Origin of the sequence: Brevundimonas sp. LM2 (assembly GCF_002002865.1) — a bacterium.
In the GTDB taxonomy this organism is placed as follows: domain Bacteria; phylum Pseudomonadota; class Alphaproteobacteria; order Caulobacterales; family Caulobacteraceae; genus Brevundimonas.
This window is the reverse complement of sequence record NZ_CP019508.1, coordinates 299,523-325,002: the sequence shown is the minus strand read 5'-3', so window position 1 is coordinate 325,002 and position 25,480 is coordinate 299,523. Positions and strand designations below refer to the sequence as shown.

The window sequence follows — 25,480 nt, the reverse complement described above, 5'->3', positions numbered from 1 at the left end:
TCAGGAACGGCCAAGCTCGGGCAACGTTAGGTCGCCGTCACCCACAAGGAGCGACGACCATGACCGATCCCAACAACCACGCGACCGAAGACCACCCCGGCATGCTGGGCGACGGCACCGAGGAACAGAACCTCAACCAGCCCGGCGATCCGTCCAAACGGATCACCGAGGACGAGGTCGACGAGGCCTTCGGCGGCGACGAAGCGACCGAAGACGAGGCCTGATCCCGCCTAACCGGTCCGGATCACCGCCCCGTCGATCCGGACCGGCCACGGCGTCAGCCTTCCCCCCGCGCAGGGCCCTCCGACGCAGGCCCCGCTGAGGGGCTCGAACACCGCCCCGTGCCAGCCGCACAGGATCAGCGACCCGTCCGGCGTCAGATAGCGGTCCAGCTCCATGGCGATCGGAAACCCCTGGTGCGGGCAGCGATCGACCCAGCCCGCCACCTCGCCCGCCTTGCGCACCACGAATCCGTGGAAATAGGCCTCGCCGATCTGCAGCACGAAACCGCGCGAGCCCGGCTCGGCGACGTCCTCCACGGCGCACAGGGCGACCCCGGCCGGCGTGGCCCAGACGCGCTTGCGGTCCAGCGGCGCGGCGTCGCTCACGCCCGCTCGGCCTTCAGCGGCCGCGACAGCAGGGATTCGATCATCGCCTCGACCGTCGTCTCGCCCGCCAGCAGGGCCGCGGTCGCCGCGCAGATCGGCATTTCCACGCCCATCTTCCGCGCCAGGTCGCGCACCGCCGGCGCACTCTCATAACCCTCGGCCACCGACCGCTTGCCCGCCAGGGCCTGGTCGATCGTCTGGCCCTGGCCCAGGGCCAGGCCCAGGCTCATGTTGCGCGACTGGGGGCTGGAACAGGTCAGGACCAGGTCGCCCAGGCCGCACAGCCCCGCCACCGTCTCCGGCTCGCCCCCCAGGGCGACGCCCATCCGGGTCATCTCAGCGAAGCCCCGGGTGATCAGGGCGGCATGGGCCGACCGCCCCAGGCCCCGGCCCTCGGAGATGCCGCAGGCGATGGCCAGCACGTTCTTGATCGCCCCCCCGACCTCGGCCCCGATCAGATCAGTGGCCAGATAGGGTCGGAAACCCGGACCCGACAGGGTCTCCATCAACCGCTCACCCAGCCCCGCGTCGGCGCAGGCCAGGGTCACGGCCGTCGGCAGCCCCTTCGACACATCGGCGGCGAAGCTCGGCCCCGACAGGACGGCGGCGGGCGCGTCCGGGATCGTCTCCGCCAGCACCTCGGTCATCAGCTTCAGCGAGCCGCGCTCGATCCCCTTGGAGCACAGCACGATGGGCGCGCCGTCGCGATGATGCGGCGCATAGGCCGCGAGGGTCCCGCGCATGAACTGGGCCGGCGGGACCGCCAGCACCAGGTCGCACGCCCCCAGATCGGCCAGGTCCGCGGTGACCGAGATCGCCGCGTCCAGCACCACGCCCGGCAGGAAGGCTTCGTTGATCCGCCGCGCGGTGATGCTCTCGACCACCTCGGGCTCGCGCGCCTGCAGGATGACGTTCAGCCCGGCGCGCGCGCAGACCAGCGCCAGGGCCGTGCCCCACGCCCCCGCGCCGATGACCCCTGCGGTGCGAAACTGCATCGAAACTCCTACGCCTTCGCGCCCTTGCGCCCGGTCGGATGGACAGGATCGGCCAGGGCGCGCGCCTCGTCTAGCGGCCATCGCGGGCGGGCGGGCGCGTCGATATCCGAAACCAGCCCGCGCTGAAGCCGTTCCGCCCCCGCCAGGGCGATCATCGCCGCATTGTCGGTGCAATAGGCCATCGGCGGCGCCAGGAAGGCGAACCCGCGCTTGTCCGCCGTCGCCTCCAGCACCCGCCGCACGGTCTTGTTCGCCGCCACCCCGCCTGCCACCACGAAAAGCCGATGCGCGTGTTTCGCCGCATAGTCCGCCATGGCCCGGTCCGACCGCTCCGACAGCTGGCGCGCGATCGCGCTCTGCACCGCATCGGCCAGATCGGCCCGGTCCCGGTCGCTCTCGCAGGCCTGGGCCAGGCGCGACGCCGCCGTCTTCAGCCCCGAGAACGAGAAGTCGCAGTCCTTGCGGCCCAGCAGGGCGCGCGGCAGGTCGAAGCGGGATCCGTCGCCGCGCTCCGCCGCCCGCTCCAGCGCCGGTCCGCCCGGATAGCCGAGCCCCATGGCCTTGGCGATCTTGTCGAAGGCCTCGCCCGCCGCGTCGTCGATCGTGGTCCCCAGCCGGCTCATGTCGCCGATGCCGCGCACCTCCAGCAGCTGGCAATGGCCGCCGGACACCAGCAGCAGCAGGAAGGGATACTCGACCTTCGCCCCCAGCCGGGCCGACACCGCATGGCCTTCCAGATGATTGACGGCCACCAGCGGCAGGCCGCGCGCCAGGGCCACCGCCTTGCCGAAGCCCAGCCCCACCATGACCCCGCCGACCAGACCCGGCCCCGCCGTCGCCGCCACCCCGTCCAGGGCGTCATAGCCCAGCCCCGCCTCGGCCATGGCCCGGCGCACGACCCCGTCGATCATCTCGACATGGCTGCGGGCGGCGATCTCGGGCACCACCCCGCCGAAGGCCGCGTGATCGTCGATCTGGCTGTGCACGATCGAGGACAGCACCGTCGCCTCGCCATCGGCGGTCAGGCGGACCACCGAGGCGGCGGTCTCGTCGCAGCTGGTCTCAAGGCCGAGGACAGTCAGGGCGCTATCGCTCGCGACGCGGTCGCTCGCGGCTTGAGCGCGGGGGGCGCTATCGCCCGCGACGCGGTCGCTCGCGGCTTCAGTGCGCGCGGAAACCGGCTTTCCGGCGCGATTTTCGCTGTTAAGGTCGCCGACGCTTTCCACCGGGTTCAGGTAGCGACCCCGGCCCCACGACGCAACGGACCCGCATGGCCACGATCCGAATCGGTACCCGCCGCAGCGCCCTGGCGCTGGCCCAGTCCGGCATGATGCAAAGGGCCATCGCCGCCGCCATGGATCTGCCGATCGAGGAGGTCATCCTGGTCGAGATCGTCACCACCGGCGACCGGATCCAGGACCGGCGTCTGATGGAAGTCGGCGGCAAGGCCCTGTTCACCAAGGAGATCGAGGAGGCCCTGCTGGACGGTCGCGTCGACATCGCCGTCCATTCGATGAAGGACGTCCCGGCCGAACAGCCGCCCGGCCTGACCCTCGCCGCCATCCCGGAACGCGAGGACGCCCGCGACGCCTTCATCAGCCGCGACTGGGACGATCTGGAGCATCTGCCGCACGGCGGCCGCCTCGGCACCGCCTCCCTGCGGCGCCAGGCCCAGGCCCTTGCCCTGCGCCCCGACCTGCAGATCGAGATGCTGCGCGGCAATATCGACACCCGCCTGCGCCGCGCCGCCGACGGCGAGTTCGACGCCATCCTGCTGGCCGCCTCGGGCCTGAACCGGCTGGGCCGGTCGGACGCCGTGCGCGGCTTCCTGTCGGTCGACGCCTTCCTGCCCGCCCCCGGCCAGGGGGCCCTGGCCCTGCAAACGCGCGAGGGCGACACTGACCACGCCTGGGTCCAGGCCATGACCCACGTCCCCACCGCCCTGTGCGTCGCCGCAGAGCGCGGGGCCATGGTGGCGCTGGAGGGCTCGTGCCGCACCGCCGTCGGGGCCCACGCCCATATCGACGGCGACCGCCTGACCCTGACCACCGAGATGCTGGCCCCTGACGGCACCGCCCGCTGGCGCCGCGCGGGCGAGATCACCGGCCTGTCCGCCGCCGACGCCATGGACCAGGCCCGCGCCCTGGGCCTGCGCCTCGGCCACGAGGTGCACCAGAGGGCCGGTGACCAGAGCGTCCCGGCCTAGGCCTTGAGCGTGCCGCGCCGCGTCTGGGTCACCCGCGCCCGGCCCGGCGCCGACCGCACCGCCGAGCGCCTGACCGCCCTCGGCTACATCCCCCTGGTCGTCCCCCTGCTCGAGGTCCGGCCGCTCGACGTCCGTCTCGACCTCGACGGGGTCGAGGCCCTGGCCTTCACCAGCCTGAACGGCGTCGCCGCCTTCGCCGCCCTGACGCCCGACCGGACCTTGCCCGTCTTCGCCGTCGGCGACGCCACCGCCCGCGCGGCCCAGACCGCCGGCTTCGCCGCGGTCCGCTCGGCCGCCGGCGACCTGACCGCGCTGGCCGCCCTGATCCGCGGCGAGGCGCCCGGCTGTTCGATCCTTCACCCCGCCGCCGTCGAGCCCGCGGGCGACCTGGCGGCCACCGTCGGCCCCGCGGCCCGCGTCCGGGTCGTCTCCGTCTATGAGACGCGCGACACCGGCGCCGCCCCGCCCGCGCTCTGGGACGCCGTCCTGCTGCACTCCCCCCGCGCCGCCCGGGCCATGCCGCGCCACCTCGCCGGCGGCATCGCCGTCGCCCTGTCCCCCGCCGTCGCCGCCGCCCTGTCGGACCAGGCCTTCGCCGCGCTCCACATCGCCGACGCCCCGACCGAGACCGCCCTGCTAACCGCCCTTGGCAAGCCGGGGCCCGCCGTATAAACAGCCGCATCCGTCGCCCGGGCGCACGCCCGGGCCGACGCGCCGCTTTAGCTCAGCTGGTAGAGCACCGCATTCGTAATGCGGGGGTCAGGTGTTCGAGTCACCTAAGCGGCACCATTCTTCCAGGGAACGCGCTCAGACGCCGCCGTGATGGACAGGGCGATGGCCGTGGAGGCCGCCTTTCGTCTGCGCGACCCTCAGCGGGCGGTGACCTCGATGTTGAGGGTATCGAGGTAGGTTCCGGCATAAAGCCCGTTCGCATCGTCCAGCGTGATCAGGATCGGATAGCTGATGCCGTCCAGCGACGGCGCCGGTGCGCGGTTCAGGATCATGGGTCCGGTCAGGGCGCTGGAAACACCGTCGAGGGAGAATCGGTAGGCAATGCTGAACCCCGGCTCGGCCGCGCTCTGCGGGTGATCCACATGAATCATGCGGCCGAGATGGTCAGACCAGGCGGTGATCACGACGTCGGTCGTGGCGCGCACCTGCAGGGCGGCGGTCGCCGTTTCGTGGCTGTCCAGTTCGCCGAAGTCGATGAAGGCGAGGCTGCCCTGGCTCCCCCAGACGCCAGAGGCCCCCGCGATGTTCGCCTGGGCGCGGGCCGCCACGTCGATTTCAGCGATGAATCGGCTGGGGCCCGAAACGGGCGCGCCCGCGGCATCGAACAATTGCGCCTCGAGCGAGACCGCGCGCAACCCGGCCTGGGCATACTGTCCGGCGGGGACAAAAACCTCGAACCGCATCGACGCGCGAGGGCTGTCGACCGGGATGACGAGGCTGCCGCTCGCAGCGGCCGATCCGGCGTCTGACTTTAGGATGAAGGCCAGTGACGGGCCCTCGCCCTCCAGCGCATAGGGCCCGTTGTCGGCGGGTCTGATCCGCAGAATGCCCGTGGCCTCGCCCTCGAGGTCGACCGAGACCGTGAGGGCGACGGCGACCGCCGCGCCGCTGAAAGGGTCGTAGGTCGCTCGCGCGGCACCCGCGATGACAGGGTCGGCGGCGGCGGCTGGAACCGCAACGAGCAGGGCCGCCGCGGCCACCATCGAAACCGGGACGCGGAGGACGGCGGATATGAGCCTCATGGTTGGGTCCCTTTCAAGACGATGTCCGGCAGTTCGACGAGGCCAAGCGCGGCCTCCGGCACGACGATGTCTTCCGCGGCGCGGCCGTCCGCCAGAACCACGGCATACCGGCCGGGCGCGACCCGCTCGGCGACCAGCCGGCCCGTGCGGTTGGTGAAGAACGCGGAGGCGGCGGTCCCGGCTCGGTCCAGGCGTCGCAGTTCCCCGGAAACCAGCGGAACAGGGGCCCCGGCCGCGTCGCGCAGATGCGCCATCACCGTGTTGGCGGCGTCGGACCCGACCCGGTGGAAGAACCCGGAACGGGGGCCCCCGAAGGCGTCGATCCGGGCCGAACCCAGGTCGTAACCTAGCGGGAGATCGTCCACCTCCACCGAGAAGCTCTCGGCCTGGTAGGCGCGGCGGAGCGGCGCCAGACCCGGCCCCCAGCGATCCGCGACCGCGGCGATCGGTCCGCCGTTCCCCTCGCGCAACACCGCCCGCCGGCGGGCCAGCGCCGGGTGTGGCTCGACGATCACGAACCCGTCTCCGAACGGCCGCCCGAAGGCCGCGTGACCGTCCGCCCAACCGAGACCCATGCCGACACGGGCCTCGCTGATCGAACGGCGGATACGGGTGGTGTCGCGTTGGCTTTCGCTGCGGTGGCTGAGGTCGAACTCGGCGCGAGGGGCGGTGTAGATGACGTCGCCGTCGAGCCTATGGACCCCGTCGATCACGCCGACCGCGGCGCGCCCTCCCCAGTCGCCCACCCTGCGGGCCGTGAAGCGCTGGATCTCGACCTGAGCCTCGTAAGGGCTCGTGGCCTGTCGCAGGCGCAACGACGCATGGCGGCCCAGCCGGCGCGTGATGTTGAACAGGAACCGATCCGGTCGCTCGCGGGATCCAGCCACCCAGGGCTGAGCGGTCGCCGAGAGCGTCCACTCACGCCACCGCCAACCGGCGGTGAGGGAGACGAAGGTGCTGCGAACCCGGCTTTCCACATGGGAGGCCGTGAACCCCAAGAAGCGGCTTCCCTTGCGCGCGAGATACCGCGCCTCGATGCGCGTCTCATTGAACGCGGTCCCGGCGACATCGCCGAGGGAGCCGAAGCCGGCGCGGCGATGCTCGATTTGGGCATCGAACTCGTGCAGCCAGGTCCGGTACTCGACGGCGGGCAGCCGGTAGCGGGCCAGCGCGGCCCAGGCGCGGTCCACGTCGCGCTTCGATATGGCGAGTTGAGCAGCGACGAGTCCCAGGCGGGTCCCCCAGGCGGCGCGGACACCGACCAGCGCGATGTCCGGCCCCACCTCCAGCTCGCCCCCGACGGTCACGGCATCGGAGAGGCCACGGGCGTAATGCGCCGTCAGCACGGGATCGTCGGTGTAGGCGTAACCCCCCTCGAAATCGAACGGGTCTCTCAGGACACCGGCGGAGACGCCGAATTGATCGAGCCCACCCCCGAGCAATTCGATGTCGGCGAAGGTCGAAAAACCGGCGATCTCGCGAACGCCGAACTCGTCCTCGACCAGCACCCGGATGGCGTTGGCACCCTGGGTGAAGGGGAAGTCGCGCACGTCATAGCGCCCCGGCACCAGGGACAGCGTCGCGGTGACGACGCCGTTGACCTCGATCGTGACGACGGAGGGGCGCTCCAGGGTGAACGTCGCTCGACCGGACGCCTGGATATTGCGAAACGGCTGGATGGTCGCGTAGTCACGTTCGACGCTCAGTCCGAGGATGTCTGGCGAAACCTGAAAGCCCTCGGGACGCGGCCGGACATCCCCGGCCCGGTAGCGGATCGCCTGATCGTAGTCATCATGGATGAGGGTAACGGCATTGCGCCGCCAGGCCTCCCGCCTGTCCGCATCGTAGTCCCCGCCGCCGACCAGGGCCCATCCGTCAAACCCTCCGACGGCGATGAAGCCATTGAGGTCGGCGCGGAAGGGCTGGGACCCTTCGGGCTCGAAATCGCTTTCATGGACATAGGCGGCCCGGCTGACCAAGGACACGCCTGCGGCGACCTCCGCCGCGCCCGCCATGAGCTCGGCGGAGGGGGGGCTGGCCGGACGCAGCGTCAGGGCCGTCTGCCCGGTCTGTTCAGGGGTCAGGCGAACGTCGAGCGTCAGAGCGGCGGGATCGTATCCGACCACCAGACCGAGACCCTCGAGTTGGGCCAGGCTGGCGGAGCCGGAGGGCAGCTGTTCGAGCAGGGCGAGGACGCCAGGGTCGACGCGATCGGACAACAGCGCCCTCAGCCGCTCTCCCATGACGACCACGCCGCCGTCCGGCAGGATCCGGGCGCTGATGTCGCCCAGGTAGAAACCATTCAGCGACAGGGGAAGTTCGAGATCCACGGCCTGAAGCGCCGGCGGGGCGGTGCGGATGGGCGCGTCCTCAGATGGAAAAGGCGGCGCGAAAAGGCCTGGCTCGCCGGATGCGGGAAACGCGGCCACGAACAGCGCCAGCATACTGGTCATGCCCCCAGGCCAGCGGGCGCGATGATGTGCCATGCCCCGTCATTCCGTCGGCGGGGCAGAGATGGTGATCGCGACCTTCGCGGGATCGAATGCGGGCGGGGTGGCGATGACCAGTTCGCGCTGGGAACGGGGCGGAACGAGGTTGCTCTGGATGTCGCCGAACAGGGTCGGGCCATCCAGGGTCTGCTGGCGGTCGCCGTCGCTCAGGGTCCAGGCCGTTCGCGTCAGGCGGACATAGCGGGTGCCCTTGTTTTCCAGCGACAGACGCCAGCCACCCGTGGGCTCGGGAACGACGGCGTTCACAACCAGATCGCTCTGCGAGTCGGGGGGCACGACGTTGACCAGCGTGTTGAAATTCACCCCGACGACGATGCCGCTTTCGCCTTCCGGCAAGGCCACGGGCAGTTGCCTCAGCGAGATGCGGTAGGACCGGGACACCTCCAGCGAGGGGTCGCCGACATATCGAATGCGAAACGCCTGGGCCCCCCGAGACGGGATGAGCGACTGTGGCGGGAAGATCTGGAAATCTTCGTCGGCGGGGGACCAGGTCTCGGCCCCCTGCGCGTCATAGGCGATGGCGCTGGCGGTGACCTCGACCGTGATGGGCGCGCTCCTCGGATTTTCCATGCGGAGCGTTCGGGTCGCGCCGGCACCGCTGGGCGTGAGGGAGAACACCATGGGCTCGACCTGCTGCGCCCACACCGGCGACGCGACGAGCGCCAGGCCGATGGCCATGGCGGCCCACAGAAGGATGACCGCCCCCGGCGGCCGGGTGGCGAGTCTGATCAGTTTCAACATTGCGACACCCTTGTTGCTGAAGTGACGGGGAGCGGCTCTGCCACCCCCCGCCCTCTCACTCAGTTGGCAGTGATATCGACGGTCAGAGTGTCGCTGTAACCGCCGGCCCACACGCCGTTACCGGCGAGAGTCGCAGTGAACGCCGCATTGTTCACGCCGGACGCCAGCGTGAAGCTGCCGGGCAGGGCGTCGGTGTTCGAAATGTCGTTGATGCCGACGAGAGCCGCCAGGCTGAGCGACAGGCCGATCGCAGCCTGGGACATGTTGACGTTGTAGCCGACGCCCTGGTCTTCGAAATCATCGCTCTCCAGATGGCCTTCCGCCGACGTGAGCGACATCGTCGCACCGTCCACATCGTTACAGCGGACGTCGAACGCGTCGGTCACCTGGGCGCCCGTCACGATGTTGGCGAAGTTCAGGGACGGGTTCAGGTTGTTGACGAAGCAGACGGGCGCGACGGAGCCGCCCAGGTTGGTCTGCTGTTGAGCGCTGGCGGCGCCCGCGAACACCAGGGCGAGCGCGGTCACGCTTCCCAGAATGATGGACTTGGTCATGGCTTCATTCCTTTTGCTGCAAACGGAGAAATCAGGTTGTTTCTAGATTTCTGTCCGGACCTAGCCAGGACCGGCTAGGCTCGAGATCGTTAGCAGGCTGTATTGAATCACCAATCCCTAGTCTTGTTTGCCTTCTTCCGTAGCTAAAACTGACACTACCGATATTGTTATTAGTCAGTTTGCGCGTCTTATAGCAGCGAACTGGCCAGTCGGATGGTGTTGTTGAGTCCGCGCACTCCCATCTTGGCATAGATGCTTCGCAGATGCGCCCGCACAGTGTGCTCGGAAATGCGCAGCAGCTTGGCGGCGATCTTCGGGCACTGCCCGTCCAGCAGGCGGGTCAGAACATCGGTTTCCGACCGGCTCAGCTGGAAGGCCCGGCAGATCGCGTCCATGGACTGCTGGGTCGGGTTCAACTCCGCCGAAAGCGCCAGGATGCACCACGTTTCGCCGGGCACCCCGTGAACGTCCGCCGTGAACCAGCCGCCATGGCGCTGGCGCAGCACCGCCCTCATGGTCAGGCCGCTGTCGACGACCTGCTGAACGGCGGACAGATAGCGTGTGTCGCAGTCTGCGGAACCGAACTTCAAGGTGCCCAGGCTCGTGACAGCCAACTGCCCATTGTCCAGGGCGCGCTTGCTCGCCGGATTGGCGCAACGAAGCTGACCTTCCCTATTGACGACGAACCGGGGTGCCGGATCGAGGACGAACCAACCGTCCCACCCCTGCGAACAATCGACATCGTCGCCGCTCGACGATCCCTCGCCATTCAAGCGGGCCCAGGGCACCTCCAGGTTCGGTGTCTTGAGCAGTCTGTGTTTGGCGGGCTTGATCCCGGCGGGCTGGCGAATTTGGTCGTCCGCGATGGAGTTGTAAGTCACGACTTCCCCCCGTCACACCCCCAGGCCACTGCTGGGCTGTGGACACAAAACACCGCGTTACGTCAAAAATAACAATCCCAAACTTGCCTAGCCGATTCAGTGTACCCAAAAGTCGTTAGGCATAACGGGTACCCAGGCCGACGGCCGCAGACGTGGCGCGATGGTTAACAGGGCCCGCATGTTGCAGTGCACGCTTGTTGCGCTTGATCAAATCTGAACAGTGAATAGCGGATACATCCACACAGACTGCAGTCGACATCATATGGCCCAAGAAATGATACTTTCTTGTTTTGTAATCTTTTATAGTACAGCCAATTATAGGTCCCCTTGAAGGGACTAACTTCAATTATAACAGGTTGGTAATCTTGTGGATAAATTGACGGGACAGGTCCGACGTCTCGAATACCCTGCCCCGGTTGCATTAAATGATTTGCCAACCACTCATCGGTGGACATGGGCGCGCGTCCGGCAAGCCGCGTCGAAGACGTTCGCAGATGCATTGAAGTTAAGGTTGAGGGACACAGCCACGTCGGGGGTCGCGACCGCCCGCAGGCCCAAGCGGTCCCGTGTGGCTGACGCCCGGAAGGGGACACGCCAAGCGTGAGGGCCCGGTCGAGGCCAGGCCTCGCCGGCCATTCGATGAGCCGACAGCTGAACCCGTTCAGGCGACAATCCCATGATCTCGAGCGCGGTTTGGGGCTCGGGACCCGTGCCCGGTCCGCTGGCCGGGTCCTCAGCGGGATCGGGGGGTGGCAGCGTCTTTCGCAGACGGTATTCGCAGGCCGCCTCGCAGCGTCCCTTGAACATATAAGCATATCTTTATATGTCTGCACGCCACCTCGCCCCCCGTGGCTGCTCGGAGCATCGCCTTGTCCCGTTCTTCCTTCCTGTTCACCTCGGAAAGCGTCTCCGAGGGCCATCCCGACAAGGTCGCGGACCGGATCTCCGACACGGTCGTCGACCTGTTCCTGTCCAAGGACCCCTATGCCCGCGTGGCCTGCGAGACCCTGACCACGACCAATCTGGTGGTCCTGGCCGGCGAGATCCGCGGCGAGGGCGTGATGGACACGGCCGGAAACTGGGCCCCCGGCGTCGAGGCCGAGATCGAGGCCGCCGTCCGCGCCGCGGTCAAGGACATCGGCTATGAGCAGACCGGCTTCCACTGGGAGACGTTCGAGTTCATCAACCGCCTGCACGGCCAGTCGGCCGACATCGCGGTGGGCGTGGACGCCGCCGGCAACAAGGACGAGGGCGCGGGCGACCAGGGCATCATGTTCGGCTATGCCTCGAACGAGACGCCCGAGCTGATGCCGGCCACCCTGCAGTACAGCCACAACATCCTGAAACGCCTAGCCGAGGTCCGCCACGGCGGTGACACCCGGCTGGAGCCCGACGCCAAGTCCCAGGTCACCATCCAGTACGAGGACGGCGTGCCCGTCCGCGCGACCTCGATCGTCCTGTCGACCCAGCACGCCGCCGGCCTGTCCTCGGCCGACGTGGCCGAGATCGTCAAGCCGCACATCCTGGCCGTCCTGCCCGAGGGCTTCACGGACGAGACCACCGTCTGGCACATCAACCCGACCGGCATCTTCGAGATCGGCGGACCCGACGGCGACGCCGGCGTGACCGGGCGCAAGATCATCGTCGACACCTACGGCGGGGCCTCGCCCCACGGCGGCGGCGCCTTCAGCGGCAAGGATCCGACCAAGGTCGACAGGTCGGCCGCCTATGCCTGCCGCTACCTGGCCAAGAACGTCGTCGCCGCCGGTCTGGCCGACCGCTGCACCATCCAGATCAGCTATGCAATCGGCGTGGCAAAGCCCCAGTCGATCCACGTCGACCTGCACGGCACGGCCAAGGGCCCGATCAACGAGGCCGTCCTCGAAGACAAGATCCTGGGCCTGATCGGCGGGGCCACCCCCCGCGCCATCCGCGAGCATCTGGGCTTGAACAAGCCGATCTACGCCCGCACCTCGGCCTACGGCCATTTCGGCCGCACCCCCGACGCCGACGGTGGCTTCAGCTGGGAAAAGACCGATCTGGTCGATCAACTGAAGGCCCTCGCCTAGGCGCGCAGTCCGGCCAAGGATTGACCGCAGGGGAAAGGCGTGTTTTCATAAAACTCCGGTTGCGGAGGGGCATGATGCGTGTCTTCGGCATGGCTTTGGCGACGACGATGGGCCTCGGTTTGGCCTTGGGGGCCACAGCCGCATCCGCTCAGACCCCGGATGTGAATGCCGGCGGGCCGGCCCCCGGGCGGGGCAGCGTCGAGCAGACGTTCGGCCCCTACCGCCTGGAGATGATGACGGCCGCGTGGCGAGAGCTGCGCGCGCCGTATCGCGTCCGCCGCGCCCAGCGCGCGGCCGACATGATCAACAGCGGCGACTGCGACGGCGCGCGGCGACTGGTCGCCCATGACCCGCACATGGCCGATCGCGTCGGCGAGGCCTGCGGCGACTACGATATCAAGGTGTCGGACCCGATCAGTGGTCCCCCCGAACAGGGCGCTCGACGGCCCCGCCCCTGACCGGAACAGATCGCGCCCGATCGGGCCCTCGCCGACCGTGCCGAGAGGCGCGGCCGGCGATTTTGCGGTATAGGCCCGCCCATGCCCGCTTCCCGACCCAAGACACCCGGCGATCCCCTGCATCCGCGCGCCACCGGACCACTCCGCTCGTTCGGGCGGATCAAGTCGCGGGCGATCAAACCGCTTCAGGCGGCCCTGTTCGACACCCTGATGCCCCAGGTCCGCCTGCCCGATCCCTCGGCCGGCCCGATCGACGTCGCCTCCCTGATGCCCGGGGCGGCGGAGGCCTGGCTGGAAATCGGCTTCGGTGGGGGCGAACATCTGGCGGCCCAGGCGGCGGCCCATCCGGACGCCCTGATGATCGGCTGCGAGCCCTTCCTGAACGGGGTGGCCTCGGCCCTGCGCCACATCGACGAGGGCGACCTCAAGAACGTCCGCCTGCACGCCGACGACGCCCGCGCGGTGGTTGAGGCCCTGCCCGACGCCGCGCTGGACCGGATCATGATCCTGTTCCCCGACCCCTGGCACAAGGCGCGGCACAACAAGCGCCGCCTGATCCAGCCCGCCTTCGCCGCCGACCTCGCCCGTGTGCTGAAGACCGGCGGCCGGCTGCGCTTCGTCACCGACTGGAAGGACTATGCCGGCTGGGCCCTGGAGCGGTTCCTGGCCACGCCGGGCCTGGTGTGGACGGCCGACGAGGCCGCCGACTGGCGCATCGCCCCGGCGGACCACGTCGTCACCCGCTACGAGGAAAAACGCCTCGGCGACACCGACCCGCTGTTTCTGGAGTTCGAGAAGGTCTGAACGCTCACCCTATCCTTTCGGGACCGACGCTGCGTTCGGAGGCTCCGCCCGTGTGTGAGGACGTCCAGTCTCGGACGCAAAACGTGTCGCGCTGCAGCGGGGCCATGTAACCACTTGCGCGGAAGGGCGTTGCAGCTTGGCTGTGATCCTTAGGACGTAACGTGGCGACAACAGACACCGATCGACCTGACGCCGCCTTCGGCATTCCAGGGCTGGACGACATCCTGGCGGGAGGTCTGGAGCGCGAGCGCGTCTATCTGCTCGAAGGCGCGCCCGGAACCGGCAAGACCACCTCCGCGATGCGCTTCCTCCTCGAGGGCGCGCGCCTCGGCGAGCGTGGGCTCTACATCACCCTGTCCGAAACCGAAGAAGAGCTGCGCGGCACCGCGCGAAACCACGGCTGGTCGCTGGACGGCGTCGACATCTTCGAACTGGTGCCGCCCGAAAGCCTGCTGGACGAACAGCAGCAGCAGAGCCTGCTCTACTCCTCCGATCTGGAGCTGGGCGAGACGACCCGGATGATCTTCGAGTCCGTCGAGCGCAACACGCCGCGCCGCGTGGTGATCGACAGCCTGTCGGAGATCCGTCTCCTGGCCCAGAGCTCGCTGCGGTACCGACGCCAGGTGCTGGCGTTGAAGCACTATTTCGCCAGGCAGCGCGCGACCGTCATCCTGCTCGACGACTTGACCACGGACATCAACGACAAGACCGTTCACAGCGTCGCCCACGGGGTGATCCAGCTCCAGGAACTGGCGCCCGAATACGGAGCGGAACGCCGTCGCGTCCGCGTGATCAAGTACCGGGGCCGTCGCTTCCGGGGCGGCTATCACGACTTCACCATCAAGACCGGCGGACTGGAGGTCTACCCCCGGATCGTCGCGTCCGAGCACCATTCCGCCTTCGCGCGCAGTCCCATGTCCAGCGGCGTGGCCGAGCTGGACGCCCTGTTGGGCGGAGGCGTCGAGCGCGGGTCCAGCGCCCTCGTCCTGGGGCCGGCGGGGACGGGCAAGTCGCTGTTCACCATCAACTTCGCCGTGGCGGCGGTGAAACGCGGCGAGAAGGCCGCGCTGTTCGTCTTCGATGAGGAACTTGGGCTCCTCTACGACCGCATGGCCAAGATGGGCATCGACCTGAGGTCGATGGAAGCGGACGGCGACCTCATCATCGAACAGGTCGACGCCGCGGAACTGTCACCGGGCGAGTTCGCGTCGCGCGTGCGCGAATGCGTATCGGCCCAGGACATCCAGACCGTGGTGATCGACAGCCTGAACGGCTACCAGGCCGCCATGCCGCAGGAACAGTTCCTTGTGCTGCACATCCACGAACTGCTCCAGTATCTGAACCGCCAGGGGGCTTCGACCTATCTGACCGTCGCCCAGCACGGCCTCGTCGGGGAGATGAAGGCTCCCATCGACGTCACCTATCTGGCGGACACGGTCATCCTGCTTCGCTATTTCGAAGCCCGGGGCGAGGTTCGGCGGGCCGTTTCTGTCATCAAGAAGCGGGCGGGTCAGCATGAGACCACCATTCGCGAGTTCAGCATCGGCTTCGAAGGGCTCAGGCTCGGCGCGCCGCTGAACGAGTTCCAGGGTGTTTTGCGGGGCGTTCCGAACTTCGTCGGGCCAGGCGCCGGTCTGATGGGCGACCCAGGCGCGTGAGCGACGGCGGCAGCCTTTCCCGCCGCTCGTTGGTCCTGACCCCATCCGGACGAGACGGTGCGATCGCCACCGCCATCCTCGCGGAGGCGGGGTGTCCGGCGCTTCTCTGCCGGGATATCGAGGACCTCCTCGTCCGCATGAACGAAGGTGCCGGCCTGGCGATCGTCGTGGAGGACGTCCTGCGTTCGGCCGACCTCAGCGGGCTCTCGACCTGGATCCAGAGCCAGCCGTCATGGTCGGACTTTCCCTTCCTGATCCTGACCCAGCGCGGCGGCAGCGTCGAGCGCAACCCGTTGGCCCAGCGCCTCTCGCAAACGCTCGGCAATGTCGGTTTTCTGGAGCGACCTTTTCATCCGACCACGCTCGTCAGCGCCGTACGCACCGCCCTGCGCGGCCGAAGTCGCCAGTATGAGGCCCGGGAGCGGATCGAGGAGATCAGACGCGGCGAGGCGCTGCTGGAACGCCGGGTCCTCGACCGAACCGCCGAGCTCGAAGCCGCCAACCGACAGCTCGCCGACCAGATCGCCGAACGCGGAAAGGCCGAAGACGCTCTGCGTCAGGCGCAGCGTCTCGAAGCCGTGGGGCAACTGACCTCCGGCATCGCCCATGACTTCAACAATCTGCTGACGGTCATCATCGGCAACGTCGAGCAGATCCGGAAACGGACAGAGGATCCGTCGCTGCAGAAACGCCTTTCCATGATGGCCGAGGCCTCCCGGCGGGGGGCGCAGCTGACGGCTCAGATGCTGGCCTTCTCGCGTCGTCAGAAACTCGAGCCGCGGCCCGTCGATCTGAACGACACCGTTCGGAGCATGAAGGATCTGCTCCAGAGCACGATCGGCGGGAGCGTGCGTATTCTGGAGCCGGACCTGGCGGAGGACCTGTGGCCCGCCATGATCGACCCCACCCAGATCGAGCTGGTGATCCTGAACCTGGCCATCAATGCCCGCGATGCGATGGACGTCGGCGGCACCCTGAGAATTCAGACCGCCAACGTCGTCGCGCCGGCCCCTCTGACGCCCGAGCAGCCGCCCGCCGGACAGCATGTCATGGTGGCCGTGTCTGATGATGGTTCAGGCATGTCCGACGACGTGCGGGCCAAGGTCTTCGAGCCGTTCTTCACGACGAAGGCGGTCGGCAAGGGCTCCGGCCTGGGGCTGAGCCAGGTGTACGGCCTGGCCAAGCAATCCGGGGGCGGCGTCGAGATCGACACCGCCGTCGGGAAGGGCACCACGATACGGATATTCCTGCCTCGCGCGGACGCCAGGCCGTTGAACGAGACCGTTCCGATCGCGCCCGTCAGCGCGGCACCGCTCCCGGACACGACGGTTCTGGTGGTCGATGACGACGACGCCGTCCGGGCCGTGACCCGGGGGATCCTCGTCGACCTTGGCTATCGCGTCCTGGAGGCCGGCAGCGGAGGCGCGGCCCTGGATCTGTTTGATCAGCGCCCGGATATCCAGGCCGTCGTGCTGGACTTCGCCATGCCGGGCATGAACGGCGGCGAGGTCGCGCGAGAGATGGCCGTGAGACGTCCAGGCCTGCCGATCCTGTTCGTGACGGGATACGCCGACAACGACGCATTGGCGGCCACAGCAGAGGATCGGATCATACACAAGCCGTTTGATGAGAACGCCCTGGCCGAAAAACTGTCCCTGGCCCTTGGCTAGGGCGCCCTGGCGGAGACGGAGCCTTCGACCGTCGGCACAGCGACGGCGGCCCGGCGTTTCAGGCATTCAGGCCTGCCGGAAGCCCAGCACGTCCTGCATGTCGTAAAGCCCCGGCCGGCGCGACCGGACCCAGGCGGCGGCGGCCACGGCCCCCTTGGCGAACAGGGACCGGTCGATGGCCGAGTGGCTGAGGGTCAGGACCTCGTCCTCCGAGGCGAACAGCACGGTATGCTCCCCCACGATCCCGCCGGCCCGGATCGAGGCGAAGCCGATCTTGCCGGTCTCGCGGGCCTCGGCGATGCCGTCGTATGGGGCGGTCCTCAGGGCGGCGAGATCGTGGCCGCGCCCGTTAGCGGCCGCCTCGCCCAGCATCAGGGCCGTGCCTGAGGGAGCATCGACCTTGCGGCGATGATGCGCCTCGGTGATCTCGATGTCCCAGTCGCGCGCGTCCAGCCGCAGCGCCGCATGCTCGACCAGGCCGATCAGGATGTTGACGCCCAGCGAGAAATTGCCGCTGCGCACGATGGCGAGCGTCTCGCCCGCCGCGGCCAGGACGGCGTCCTGTTCGGGGGTGAAGCCGGTCGAACCGATCACCAGGGCCGGGCCGCCCTTGGCCACACAGGCCTGGACCAGGGCCACCGAGGCCTCGGCCGTCGAGAAATCGATCACCACGTCGCAGCGCGACAGGTCGGGCGTCTCGCCCCAGTCGAACCGGGCGGCGACCACGACGTCGTTGCGCGCGTCCAGGGTCTGGTCGACCGCCCGCCCCATCTTGCCGCGCGCGCCGGAGATGCCGACGTGGAAGAGCTCGCTCACTGGGCGGTCTCGCGCGAGGCCTTGGAGGCCCCTTCATCGTCCGCGCCCAGGATGTCGGCCCAGAACCGTTTGGCCTTGCCGGCGAAGCTGGAGTTGCGTGGGCTCTGGCTGTCGCCGAACGAGGCGGCCAGTTCCTGCATCAGCTCCTTCTGGCGCGGCGTCAGGTCGGTCGGGGTCTCGACGAACAGCTCGACCACCAGGTCGCCGCGCTGGCGGCCGTTCAGATGCGGCATGCCCTTGCCGCGGATGCGCACGGTCTTGCCCGTCTGGGCCCCGGCCGGGACCGAGACCGGGGCCCGGCACTGGCCGTCGCAGGCCTCGGACACCAGGCAGGGGGCCTCGATGTCACCGCCGAGCGCCGCGACGGTCATCGGCACCGGCACGGTCACCAGCAGGTCCAGGTTGTCGCGCTCGAACAGGTCATGCGGCGTCACCGACAGGAAGACGTACAGGTCCCCGCGCGGGCCGCCGCGCGTGCCGGCGTCGCCCTCGCCGGTCAGGCGGATGCGCGAGCCGTCGTCGACGCCGGCCGGCACCTTCAGCGCCAGTTTGCGGGTCTTCCGCACCTGGCCGTGGCCGTGACAGGTGACGCAGGGGTCGACGTTCTGGCCCGAGCCGCCGCAAGCGGGGCAGGTCCGCTCGACCTGGAAGAAGCCATTGGCCTGACGCACCCGGCCGGCCCCGCCGCAGGTGCCGCAAGTCTTGGGCTGAGTGCCGGGCTTGGCCCCGGAGCCCTCGCAGGTCTCGCAGGTGGCCGTGGTCGGGACCGCGATCTCCACGTCGGCCCCCTTGTAGGCCTGCTCCAGAGTGATCTCGAGATCGTAGCGCAGGTCCGAACCGCGACGCGGTCCATTCGGCTGCCGCCGGCCGCCGAACACGTCGCCGAAGGCGTCGCCAAACACTTGCGAGAAGATGTCGTTGACGTCGTGGAAGCCCTGCTGGCCCCCGCCCCCGCCGCCGTTGACGCCCGCATGACCGAACCGGTCGTAGGCCGCGCGCTTCTGGTCGTCGGACAGGATCGTATAGGCCTCGGAAATCTCCTTGAACCGGGCCATCGACTCCTCGGACCCGCCGTTGCGGTCCGGATGGTGCTCCATCGCCAGCTTGCGATAGGCGGACTTCAGGCCGGCGGCGTCTATGGTCCGCTCGACCGACAGCACCTCGTAATAATCACGCGCCATGCGCAGATGTCCTTAAGCCAACCCCGTACCTTCCGTTCACGCCTCTTTGTCGGACACGCAAGCGGAATGGCGACCCGATGAGGACATGGGTGCCGGGCGGGAGGATGCAAGTTTCATGAAAGCCACGATCCTCCCCCGCATCGCGGGGGAGGATCCTTCGGTCTTAGGCGCTCTTCTTCTGGTCGTCGTCGCCCGAGACTTCCTCGAACTCCGCATCGACCACGCCGTCGTCGGCGGGCGCATCGTCACCGCCGGCGGCGGCGTTCTGGGCGTACATGGCCTCGCCCAGCTTCATCGAGGCCTGGACCAGGGCATTGGTCTTGGTCCGGATGTCTTCCGGATCGGTGCCGTCGCGCGCGGCCTTCAGCTCGGTCAGCCCGGTCTCGATCGTGGTCTTGACGTCGGCCTCGACCTTGTCGCCGTGCTCGGCCAGGGCCTTCTCGGTCGAGTGGATCAGGCTGTCGGCGGCGTTCTGAGCCTCCACCAGGGCCTTGCGCTCCTTGTCGGCCGTGGCGTTGGCCTCGGCTTCCTTGACCATCTTGTCGATGTCGGCGTCCGACAGGCCGCCGTTGGCCTGGATGCGGATCGACTGTTCCTTGCTGGTCGCCTTGTCCTTAGCCGAGACGTTGACGATGCCGTTGGCGTCGATGTCGAAGGCCACCTCGATCTGCGGCATGCCGCGCGGCGAGGGAGGGATGCCCATCAGGTCGAACTGACCCAGCATCTTGTTGTCCGACGCCATCGGCCGCTCGCCCTGGAACACCCGGATGGTCACGGCCGACTGGTTGTCGTCGGCGGTCGAGAACACCTGGCTCTTCTTGGTCGGGATGGTCGTGTTGCGCTCGATCAGCGGGGTGAAGACGCCGCCCAGGGTCTCGATGCCCAGGGTCAGGGGGGTGACGTCCAGCAGCAGCACGTCCTTGACGTCGCCCTGCAGCACGCCGGCCTGGACCGCGGCCCCCAGGGCCACGACCTCATCGGGGTTCACGCCCTTGTGCGGCTCCTTGCCGAAGAAGGCCTTCACGGCCTCCTGCACCTTGGGCATGCGGGTCATGCCGCCGACCAGGACCACCTCGTCGATGTCCGAGGCCTTCAGGCCCGCGTCCTTCAGCGCCTTGGCGCAGGGTTCGATGGTGCGCTGGATCAGGTCGTCGACCAGGGCTTCCAGCTTGGCGCGCGACAGCTTGATGTTCAGGTGCAGCGGGCCCGAGGCGTTCATGGTGATGAACGGCAGGTTGACCTCGTACTGGGTCGTGGAGCTGAGCTCCTTCTTCGCCTTCTCGGCCTCTTCGCGCAGGCGCTGCAGGGCCAGCTTGTCCTGGCGCAGGTCGACGCCCTGTTCCTTCTTGAACTCGTCGGCCAGGTAGTCGGCCAGACGCACGTCGAAGTCCTCGCCGCCCAGGAAGGTGTCGCCGTTGGTCGACTTCACCTCGAACACGCCGTCGCCGATCTCCAGGATAGAGACGTCAAACGTGCCGCCACCCAGGTCATAGACGGCGATCTTCTGGCCGTCGTTCTTGTCCAGGCCGTAGGCCAGGGCCGCCGCGGTCGGCTCGTTGATGATGCGCAGGACTTCGAGGCCGGCGATCTTGCCCGCGTCCTTGGTCGCCTGACGCTGGCTGTCGTTGAAATAGGCGGGCACGGTGATGACGGCCTGGGTGACCTTGTCGCCCAGATAGGCCTCGGCGGCCTCCTTCATCTTGATCAGGGTGAAGGCGCTGATCTGCTGGGGCGAATAGTCCTTGCCGTTGGCGCGAACCCAGGCGTCGCCGGTCGGGCCCTTGACGATCTCGTAGGGGACCATGCCCTTGTCCTTCGCGACCACCGGGTCGTCGAAGTTGCGGCCGATCAGGCGTTTGATGGCGAAGAAGGTGTTGGCGGGGTTGGTCACCGCCTGGCGACGCGCGGGCTGACCCACCAGGGTGTCGCCGCCGTCCTGGATCGCGACCACCGACGGGGTCGTGCGATTGCCCTCGGCGTTCTCGATGACCTTGGGCGTCTTGCCGTCCATGACGGCCACGCACGAGTTGGTGGTGCCGAGGTCGATACCGATGATCTTGGCCATGAGCCTTCTTTTTCTCCGTCTGGCGGGCGATGCGGCGGCCTTGTCAAAAGCGCCGCGCGTGACCGCCCCCGTTTGTTGGCACCGCCCGCGGGGGCGCGGGACGGCAGGTGGGATGTGCTGACCGCGAAACCTCACAAACAGCAAGGTCTCTCGGGCTGGTCGGGATATGGGAAAGTCACCCTGCCCCGCAAGGCCTGACTGCGATTCAGCCGGGCGGCGACACGCTCCGGTCGCGCGTCACAGACCGCGCTCAAGCAGCGAGGAACCGCGTTCCGAGCGATAGCGCCCCCTGCAAGGACGCGCTCAAGCAGCGAGCGACCGCGTCGCGAGCGGTAGCGCCCCCTTCTAGAGGGCTTCGCCCTTCAGCAACCGCGGCAGGTCGCCGGTGGCCCCGCCCGCCTCGCCCATGAAGGCCCGGCGCAGCGGCCCGATCCGGTTGACCGCCGCCATGCCCAGGTCGCGGACCAGGCGCACCGGGGCCAGGTCGTTGGAGAACAGCCGCACGAAGGCGTCGAACCCCGCCGCCAGGGCCATGATGTCGAACCGCCGCCAGCGGGCATAGCGGTCCAGCACGGTGTCGGACCCGATGTCCTCGCCCCGCCGCATCGCCTCGACCAGCACCTCGGCCAGGACGGCGGCGTCCTTCAGCCCCATGTTCAGCCCCTGGCCCGCCACCGGATGCACCCCGTGAGCCGCGTCGCCGATCAGGGCGGTGCGCGGCGCGGTCAGCCGCGTCGCCAGTTCCAGCGCCAGCGGATAGACGAAGCGTGGCCCCTCCGGCGTCGCCGTGCCCAGGAAATCGCCGAACCGCCGCATCAGGTGCGACTGGAAGGCCTCGTCGGACGCATCCCTCAGCGCCTCGGCCGCCCGCGTCGTCTCGGTCCAGACCAGGCTCGCACGCCGGTCCGTCAGCGGCAGGATGGCGAACGGGCCGTGCGGCAGGAAATATTCGTGGGCGACGTTGCCGTGGTCGCGATCCAGCCGCACCGTCGCCACGACCCCGGACTGGCCATAGGCCCAGCCGACCGTCTCGATCCCGGCGGCGGCGCGCACCCGCGACCCCCGCCCCTCGGCCCCGATCACCAGGGGCGCGGTCAGGACCGACCCGTCCGCCAGGGTCACCGCGGCCCGGGCCCCCGCGGTCTCGACCGCCACCACCGAGGCCGGGGCCCGCAGTTCGACGTCGGATTCGGCGATGGCCTCGGACAGGGCGACCCGGATGCGCCGGTTCTCGACCATATAGCCCAGCGGCTCGCCCCCCGTGGCGTCCCCGACCTCCTCGGCGTCGAACCGCAGATAGGCGGGCGAGGCGGGCTTCGACGCCGCCCCGGGCCGGCGCCCGTCGGTCACCAGGATCCGGTCCATCCGGCAGGCGTGGGGCCTCAGCCGCGCACCCAGGCCCAGCACGTCCAGCATCCGAAAGGTCGACCAGGCGATGGCCGTCGACCGCCCGTCGAAGGTCGGTTCCAGCTGGGCGGAGAACGGCTGCGGGTCGATCAGCGCGACCCGCAGCCCCCCCTGCGCCGCCGCCAGGGCGAAGGTCGCCCCGGCCAGGCCGGCGCCGGCGATGATGACGTCGTGGGTGTGGGGGGCGGACATGTCTTTCAACCAGGCAGTAGGCAATAGGCAGTAGGCAATAGCAGATTCCTGCGACGGTCCGGCCTGCGACGAAATCCCTACTGCCTACTGCCTCGCTCGCGAGGTAAATGCCCCCTTAACCCTGTCAGGGCGACAAGGGGCGGAGTTCTGCCTCCGGAGTCCGCCGCCCTATGTCCGCCTCCCTCGTCCTCAGCCAGCGCGCCTTCATGAGCGCCCTCATCCTGTGGGACGCGCCGTTCGTGGTGCGGTTTCGCGGCGTGCTGCAGGCCCTGCTGGCCACGCTGCTGGTCGTGGCCTTCGTGTCGTGGAACCCGGCCGATCCGAGCCTGAACGCCGCCTCCTCGAACCCGGCCACCAACTGGCTCGGCCTCAACGGCGCGATCTTCGCCGACCTGTTCATGCAGAGTCTGGGCCTGGCCGCCTGGCCCGCCGCGGCCCTGACCATTGCCTTCGGCCTGGCCGCCGCCATCGGCGACGCGATCCAGCAACGGCTCAAGCCGACCCCGCTGAAGGCCCTGTCGGCCACGGGCGGCGTCCTGGCCTTGTCCGCCGCCCTGTCGGCCCTGGCCGCGCCCTCGGCCTGGCCCCTGGCCGCCGGCCTGGGCGGGCTTTGGGGCGACGCCGTCATCGGCCTGTTCGCCGCCGCCTTCCGCGCCCTGGGCCTCCCCGGCGGGGAGATCATCGGGGGCCTGCTGTTCCTCGCCGCCGGCCTGTGGGCCTGCGGCTATGCCGTCGGTCTGAGAATCTCGGACTTCGGCGAGGCCACCGCCTGGCTGTCCGGCCTGCGCCGTGCCCCGGCGTCCTCCGGCCCGGCGGTCCCCCGCCCGGCCCGCCCCCGCCCCGAACCGGTGGCCGAGCCGGTCCCGGCCCCGGCCGCCCGACGCCCCCGGGCCCGTCCCGAGGCGGTCGAGGACGCGGACGCCGACGTCCCCCTGCCGTGGGACGACGCGCCCGCGCCGGAGCCGCTCGTCCCGGTCAGCCAGAGCCCCGAACCCAGCGTCGCCGCGCCCAAACCGGCCAAGCCGTCGAAGAAGACCGTCGACGACGGCCAGGTCGCCTTCGATTTCGTCCGGCCCGAGGGCGACTTCTCCCTGCCGCCCCTGGCCATGCTGGCCAAGCCCCAGGCCCGCGTCGGCATGGTCGACGAGACCGCCCTGAAACAGAACGCCAAGATGCTGGAGGGCGTCCTGGCCGAGTTCGGGGTCAAGGGGGTGATCGACCAGATCCGCCCGGGCCCCGTCGTCACCCTGTACGAGCTGGTGCCGGCTCCGGGCGTGAAGCACGGCCGCGTCGTGGCCCTGTCCGACGACATCGCCCGCTCCATGTCGGCCCGCGCCTGCCGCATCTCGGTGGTCCCCAACCGCAACGCCATCGGGATCGAACTGCCCAATCTGAAGCGCGAGACCGTCTATCTGCGCGACCTGCTGGCCAGCGCCGAATACGGCAAGCCTTCCCATCTGCTGCCGCTGGCGCTCGGCGAGACCATCGGCGGCGAGCCCTATGTCGCCGACCTGGCGCGCATGCCCCACCTGCTGATCGCGGGCACCACCGGCTCGGGCAAGTCGGTCGGGGTCAACGCCATGATCCTGTCGATCCTGTACCGGCTCAGCCCCGCCGAGTGCCGCTTCATCATGATCGACCCCAAGATGCTGGAACTGTCGGTCTATGACGGCATCCCGCACCTGCTGGCCCCGGTCGTCACCGATCCCAAGAAGGCCGTCGTCGCCCTGAAATGGACGGTCCGCGAGATGGAGGACCGCTATCGCCGCATGTCCAAGCTCGGCGTGCGCAACGTCGCCAGCTACAACGAGCGCGCCATCGAGGCCCAGAAGAAGGGCGAGCATTTCGAACGCACGGTCCAGACCGGCTTCGACGACCAGGGCCGTCCGGTCTATGAGAGCGAGAAGATCCGCCCCGAGCCCATGCCCTATCTGGTCGTGGTCATGGACGAGATGGCGGACCTGATGCTGGTCGCCGGCAAGGACGTGGAGGGCGCGGTCCAGCGCCTGGCCCAGATGGCCCGCGCCGCCGGCATCCACCTGATCATGGCCACCCAGCGCCCCTCGGTCGACGTCATCACCGGCACCATCAAGGCGAACTTCCCGACCCGGATCAGCTTCCAGGTGACCTCCAAGATCGACAGCCGCACCATCCTGGGCGAGCAGGGGGGCGAACAGCTGCTGGGCCAGGGCGACATGCTCTACATGGCCGGCGGCGGCCGCATCACTCGTCTGCACGGCCCGTTCGTGACGGACCAGGAAGTCGAGGAGGTCTGCAAACACCTGCGCGCCCAGGCCGAGCCGGACTATCTGGACCTGATCACCGACGACCCCGACGGCGACGGCGACGGGGCCATCGACGAGGGCGGCGGGGCCTCCTCGGGCGACGACCTTTACGACCGCGCCGTGGCCGTGGTCACCCGCGACCGCAAGGCCTCGACCTCGTACGTCCAGCGCCGCCTCCAGATCGGCTACAACCGCGCCGCCTCCCTGATCGAGCGGATGGAACAGGAAGGCGTCGTCTCGCCCGCCAACCACGCCGGCAAACGCGACATCCTGGCCGGCCCGCCGCCGATGGCGTGAGATCTGCACAACGTCTCCCTCCCCCTCGGGGGAGGGTGGTCGAAGCGCAGCGGAGACCGGGTGGGAACGGCCGGCAAGCCAGACACCGACGGCGCCTTGTCGCCTTGCCGCCCCCACCCGGTCGCTTCGCCACCTGCCCTCCCCCGCGGGGGAGGGAGGAGCATCGCCGTCCCTTCTGTCTTCGACACCCGACACCAGCCACCACCACCAGCCACCCCTTTCGGGAACCATCCCACCTGAACGGGGCTTCATCTAGCCGCCGGAATAAGGTCTAGCTGCCGTCACGACGACGCCGTGCTGGCCCGGCACAACCGCGACATCGAAATCGT

Annotated in this window: 21 protein-coding genes and 1 tRNA gene; 10 read left to right on the top strand and 12 right to left on the bottom strand. The window is 69.0% G+C overall.

The annotated features are described in order from the left end of the window. Positions 1 to 59: 59 nt before the first annotated feature. On the top strand, positions 60 to 224 hold the full coding sequence (locus BZG35_RS17810; RefSeq protein ID WP_171981848.1) for a hypothetical protein: 165 nt from the start codon (positions 60 to 62) through the stop codon (positions 222 to 224). 6 nt (positions 225 to 230) lie between these two features. On the opposite strand, the gene BZG35_RS01645 is transcribed toward BZG35_RS17810, so the two are convergent. The 3 genes from BZG35_RS01645 to tsaD are packed head-to-tail and all read right to left on the bottom strand — an operon-like array spanning position 231 to position 2,685. Continuing rightward, on the bottom strand, positions 231 to 608 hold the full coding sequence (locus BZG35_RS01645) for a Rieske (2Fe-2S) protein (RefSeq protein WP_077354052.1): 378 nt from the start codon (positions 606 to 608) through the stop codon (positions 231 to 233). Further along, positions 605 to 1,603 carry an NAD(P)H-dependent glycerol-3-phosphate dehydrogenase gene (locus BZG35_RS01640; RefSeq protein WP_077354051.1) on the bottom strand — a complete coding sequence of 333 codons (999 nt, stop codon included), beginning with the start codon at positions 1,601 to 1,603 and terminating at the stop codon, positions 605 to 607. Before BZG35_RS01640 ends, BZG35_RS01645 begins: the two co-directional genes overlap by 4 nt. Positions 1,604 to 1,611: 8 nt before the next feature. Then, positions 1,612 to 2,685, bottom strand: a complete 1,074-nt coding sequence (gene tsaD, locus BZG35_RS01635) for a tRNA (adenosine(37)-N6)-threonylcarbamoyltransferase complex transferase subunit TsaD (protein ID WP_077357726.1) — start codon at positions 2,683 to 2,685, stop codon at positions 1,612 to 1,614. 188 nt (positions 2,686 to 2,873) lie between these two features. Here tsaD and hemC point away from each other — a divergent pair, with 188 nt between their 5' ends. The 3 genes from hemC to BZG35_RS01620 all read left to right on the top strand — a co-directional run bounded on the left by hemC (position 2,874) and on the right by BZG35_RS01620 (position 4,598). Further along, a complete protein-coding gene (gene hemC, locus BZG35_RS01630) occupies positions 2,874 to 3,809 on the top strand; it encodes a hydroxymethylbilane synthase (RefSeq protein ID WP_077354050.1) in 936 nt (311 codons plus the stop codon). A gap of 9 nt (positions 3,810 to 3,818) precedes the next feature. Then, positions 3,819 to 4,481, top strand: coding sequence for a uroporphyrinogen-III synthase (locus BZG35_RS01625; RefSeq protein WP_253189231.1), 663 nt, complete (start codon positions 3,819 to 3,821; stop codon positions 4,479 to 4,481). A 41-nt stretch (positions 4,482 to 4,522) separates the two neighbouring features. Then, positions 4,523 to 4,598 (top strand) — tRNA-Thr (locus tag BZG35_RS01620). A gap of 80 nt (positions 4,599 to 4,678) precedes the next feature. Here BZG35_RS01620 and BZG35_RS01615 read toward each other — a convergent pair. The 5 genes from BZG35_RS01615 to BZG35_RS01595 form a co-directional block, all read right to left on the bottom strand. Then, on the bottom strand, positions 4,679 to 5,563 hold the full coding sequence (locus BZG35_RS01615; protein ID WP_077354048.1) for a hypothetical protein: 885 nt from the start codon (positions 5,561 to 5,563) through the stop codon (positions 4,679 to 4,681). Beyond that, positions 5,560 to 8,016 (bottom strand): hypothetical protein, encoded by a 2,457-nt coding sequence (locus BZG35_RS01610; protein WP_150125884.1) that lies wholly within the window; start codon positions 8,014 to 8,016, stop codon positions 5,560 to 5,562. The genes BZG35_RS01615 and BZG35_RS01610 overlap by 4 nt, the downstream gene beginning before the upstream one ends. 39 nt (positions 8,017 to 8,055) lie before the next feature. Further along, positions 8,056 to 8,814 (bottom strand): hypothetical protein, encoded by a 759-nt coding sequence (locus BZG35_RS01605; protein WP_077354046.1) that lies wholly within the window; start codon positions 8,812 to 8,814, stop codon positions 8,056 to 8,058. Positions 8,815 to 8,873: 59 nt separating this feature from the next. Next, entirely contained in the window at positions 8,874 to 9,368 is a 495-nt protein-coding gene (locus BZG35_RS01600) for a hypothetical protein (protein WP_077354045.1), read from the bottom strand. A gap of 188 nt (positions 9,369 to 9,556) precedes the next feature. After that, positions 9,557 to 10,249 carry a helix-turn-helix transcriptional regulator gene (locus tag BZG35_RS01595; protein ID WP_077354044.1) on the bottom strand — a complete coding sequence of 231 codons (693 nt, stop codon included), beginning with the start codon at positions 10,247 to 10,249 and terminating at the stop codon, positions 9,557 to 9,559. 869 nt (positions 10,250 to 11,118) lie between these two features. Between BZG35_RS01595 and metK the strand changes: the two genes are divergently transcribed. The 5 genes from metK (at position 11,119) to BZG35_RS01570 (ending at position 16,908) form a co-directional block, all read left to right on the top strand. Continuing rightward, a complete protein-coding gene (metK, locus tag BZG35_RS01590) occupies positions 11,119 to 12,318 on the top strand; it encodes a methionine adenosyltransferase (RefSeq protein ID WP_077354043.1) in 1,200 nt (399 codons plus the stop codon). A gap of 71 nt (positions 12,319 to 12,389) precedes the next feature. Beyond that, positions 12,390 to 12,776: a hypothetical protein gene (locus tag BZG35_RS01585; RefSeq protein WP_077354042.1), complete on the top strand. Its 387-nt coding sequence runs from the start codon at positions 12,390 to 12,392 to the stop codon at positions 12,774 to 12,776. 81 nt (positions 12,777 to 12,857) lie between these two features. Next, a complete protein-coding gene (gene trmB, locus BZG35_RS01580; protein ID WP_077354041.1) occupies positions 12,858 to 13,580 on the top strand; it encodes a tRNA (guanosine(46)-N7)-methyltransferase TrmB in 723 nt (240 codons plus the stop codon). Between the two features lie 161 nt (positions 13,581 to 13,741). After that, positions 13,742 to 15,238, top strand: a complete 1,497-nt coding sequence (locus BZG35_RS01575) for an ATPase domain-containing protein (protein WP_077354040.1) — start codon at positions 13,742 to 13,744, stop codon at positions 15,236 to 15,238. A 137-nt stretch (positions 15,239 to 15,375) separates the two neighbouring features. Next, positions 15,376 to 16,908, top strand: a complete 1,533-nt coding sequence (locus tag BZG35_RS01570) for a response regulator (protein ID WP_077357725.1) — start codon at positions 15,376 to 15,378, stop codon at positions 16,906 to 16,908. Positions 16,909 to 16,974: 66 nt separating this feature from the next. On the opposite strand, the gene dapB is transcribed toward BZG35_RS01570, so the two are convergent. The 4 genes from dapB to BZG35_RS01550 form a co-directional block, all read right to left on the bottom strand. Next, positions 16,975 to 17,724, bottom strand: coding sequence for a 4-hydroxy-tetrahydrodipicolinate reductase (gene dapB, locus BZG35_RS01565; protein ID WP_077354039.1), 750 nt, complete (start codon positions 17,722 to 17,724; stop codon positions 16,975 to 16,977). Continuing rightward, positions 17,721 to 18,905, bottom strand: a complete 1,185-nt coding sequence (gene dnaJ, locus BZG35_RS01560) for a molecular chaperone DnaJ (protein WP_077354038.1) — start codon at positions 18,903 to 18,905, stop codon at positions 17,721 to 17,723. The genes dapB and dnaJ overlap by 4 nt, the downstream gene beginning before the upstream one ends. Before the next feature lie 163 nt (positions 18,906 to 19,068). Further along, positions 19,069 to 21,105 (bottom strand): molecular chaperone DnaK, encoded by a 2,037-nt coding sequence (gene dnaK / locus BZG35_RS01555; protein ID WP_256364149.1) that lies wholly within the window; start codon positions 21,103 to 21,105, stop codon positions 19,069 to 19,071. Positions 21,106 to 21,315: 210 nt separating this feature from the next. Next, the gene (locus BZG35_RS01550; protein ID WP_077354036.1) at positions 21,316 to 22,569 is read right to left on the bottom strand and encodes a UbiH/UbiF/VisC/COQ6 family ubiquinone biosynthesis hydroxylase; all 1,254 of its coding nucleotides are present in this window, start codon (positions 22,567 to 22,569) and stop codon (positions 21,316 to 21,318) included. A 170-nt stretch (positions 22,570 to 22,739) separates the two neighbouring features. On the opposite strand from BZG35_RS01550, the gene BZG35_RS01545 reads away from it, so the two are divergent. Beyond that, positions 22,740 to 25,151 carry a DNA translocase FtsK gene (locus BZG35_RS01545; RefSeq protein ID WP_077354035.1) on the top strand — a complete coding sequence of 804 codons (2,412 nt, stop codon included), beginning with the start codon at positions 22,740 to 22,742 and terminating at the stop codon, positions 25,149 to 25,151. Positions 25,152 to 25,480: the final 329 nt, after the last annotated feature.

Coding starts and splice junctions, on each gene's coding strand:
- BZG35_RS17810 (WP_171981848.1), top strand. CDS start 60: ATGACCGATCCCAACAACCACGCGACCGAAGACCACCCCGGCATGCTG.
- BZG35_RS01640 (WP_077354051.1), bottom strand. CDS start 1,603: ATGCAGTTTCGCACCGCAGGGGTCATCGGCGCGGGGGCGTGGGGCACG.
- hemC (WP_077354050.1), top strand. CDS start 2,874: ATGGCCACGATCCGAATCGGTACCCGCCGCAGCGCCCTGGCGCTGGCC.
- BZG35_RS01615 (WP_077354048.1), bottom strand. CDS start 5,563: ATGAGGCTCATATCCGCCGTCCTCCGCGTCCCGGTTTCGATGGTGGCC.
- BZG35_RS01610 (WP_150125884.1), bottom strand. CDS start 8,016: ATGACCAGTATGCTGGCGCTGTTCGTGGCCGCGTTTCCCGCATCCGGC.
- BZG35_RS01605 (WP_077354046.1), bottom strand. CDS start 8,814: ATGTTGAAACTGATCAGACTCGCCACCCGGCCGCCGGGGGCGGTCATC.
- BZG35_RS01600 (WP_077354045.1), bottom strand. CDS start 9,368: ATGACCAAGTCCATCATTCTGGGAAGCGTGACCGCGCTCGCCCTGGTG.
- BZG35_RS01585 (WP_077354042.1), top strand. CDS start 12,390: ATGATGCGTGTCTTCGGCATGGCTTTGGCGACGACGATGGGCCTCGGT.
- trmB (WP_077354041.1), top strand. CDS start 12,858: ATGCCCGCTTCCCGACCCAAGACACCCGGCGATCCCCTGCATCCGCGC.
- BZG35_RS01570 (WP_077357725.1), top strand. CDS start 15,376: ATGAACGAAGGTGCCGGCCTGGCGATCGTCGTGGAGGACGTCCTGCGT.
- dnaJ (WP_077354038.1), bottom strand. CDS start 18,905: ATGGCGCGTGATTATTACGAGGTGCTGTCGGTCGAGCGGACCATAGAC.
- BZG35_RS01550 (WP_077354036.1), bottom strand. CDS start 22,569: ATGTCCGCCCCCCACACCCACGACGTCATCATCGCCGGCGCCGGCCTG.
- BZG35_RS01545 (WP_077354035.1), top strand. CDS start 22,740: ATGTCCGCCTCCCTCGTCCTCAGCCAGCGCGCCTTCATGAGCGCCCTC.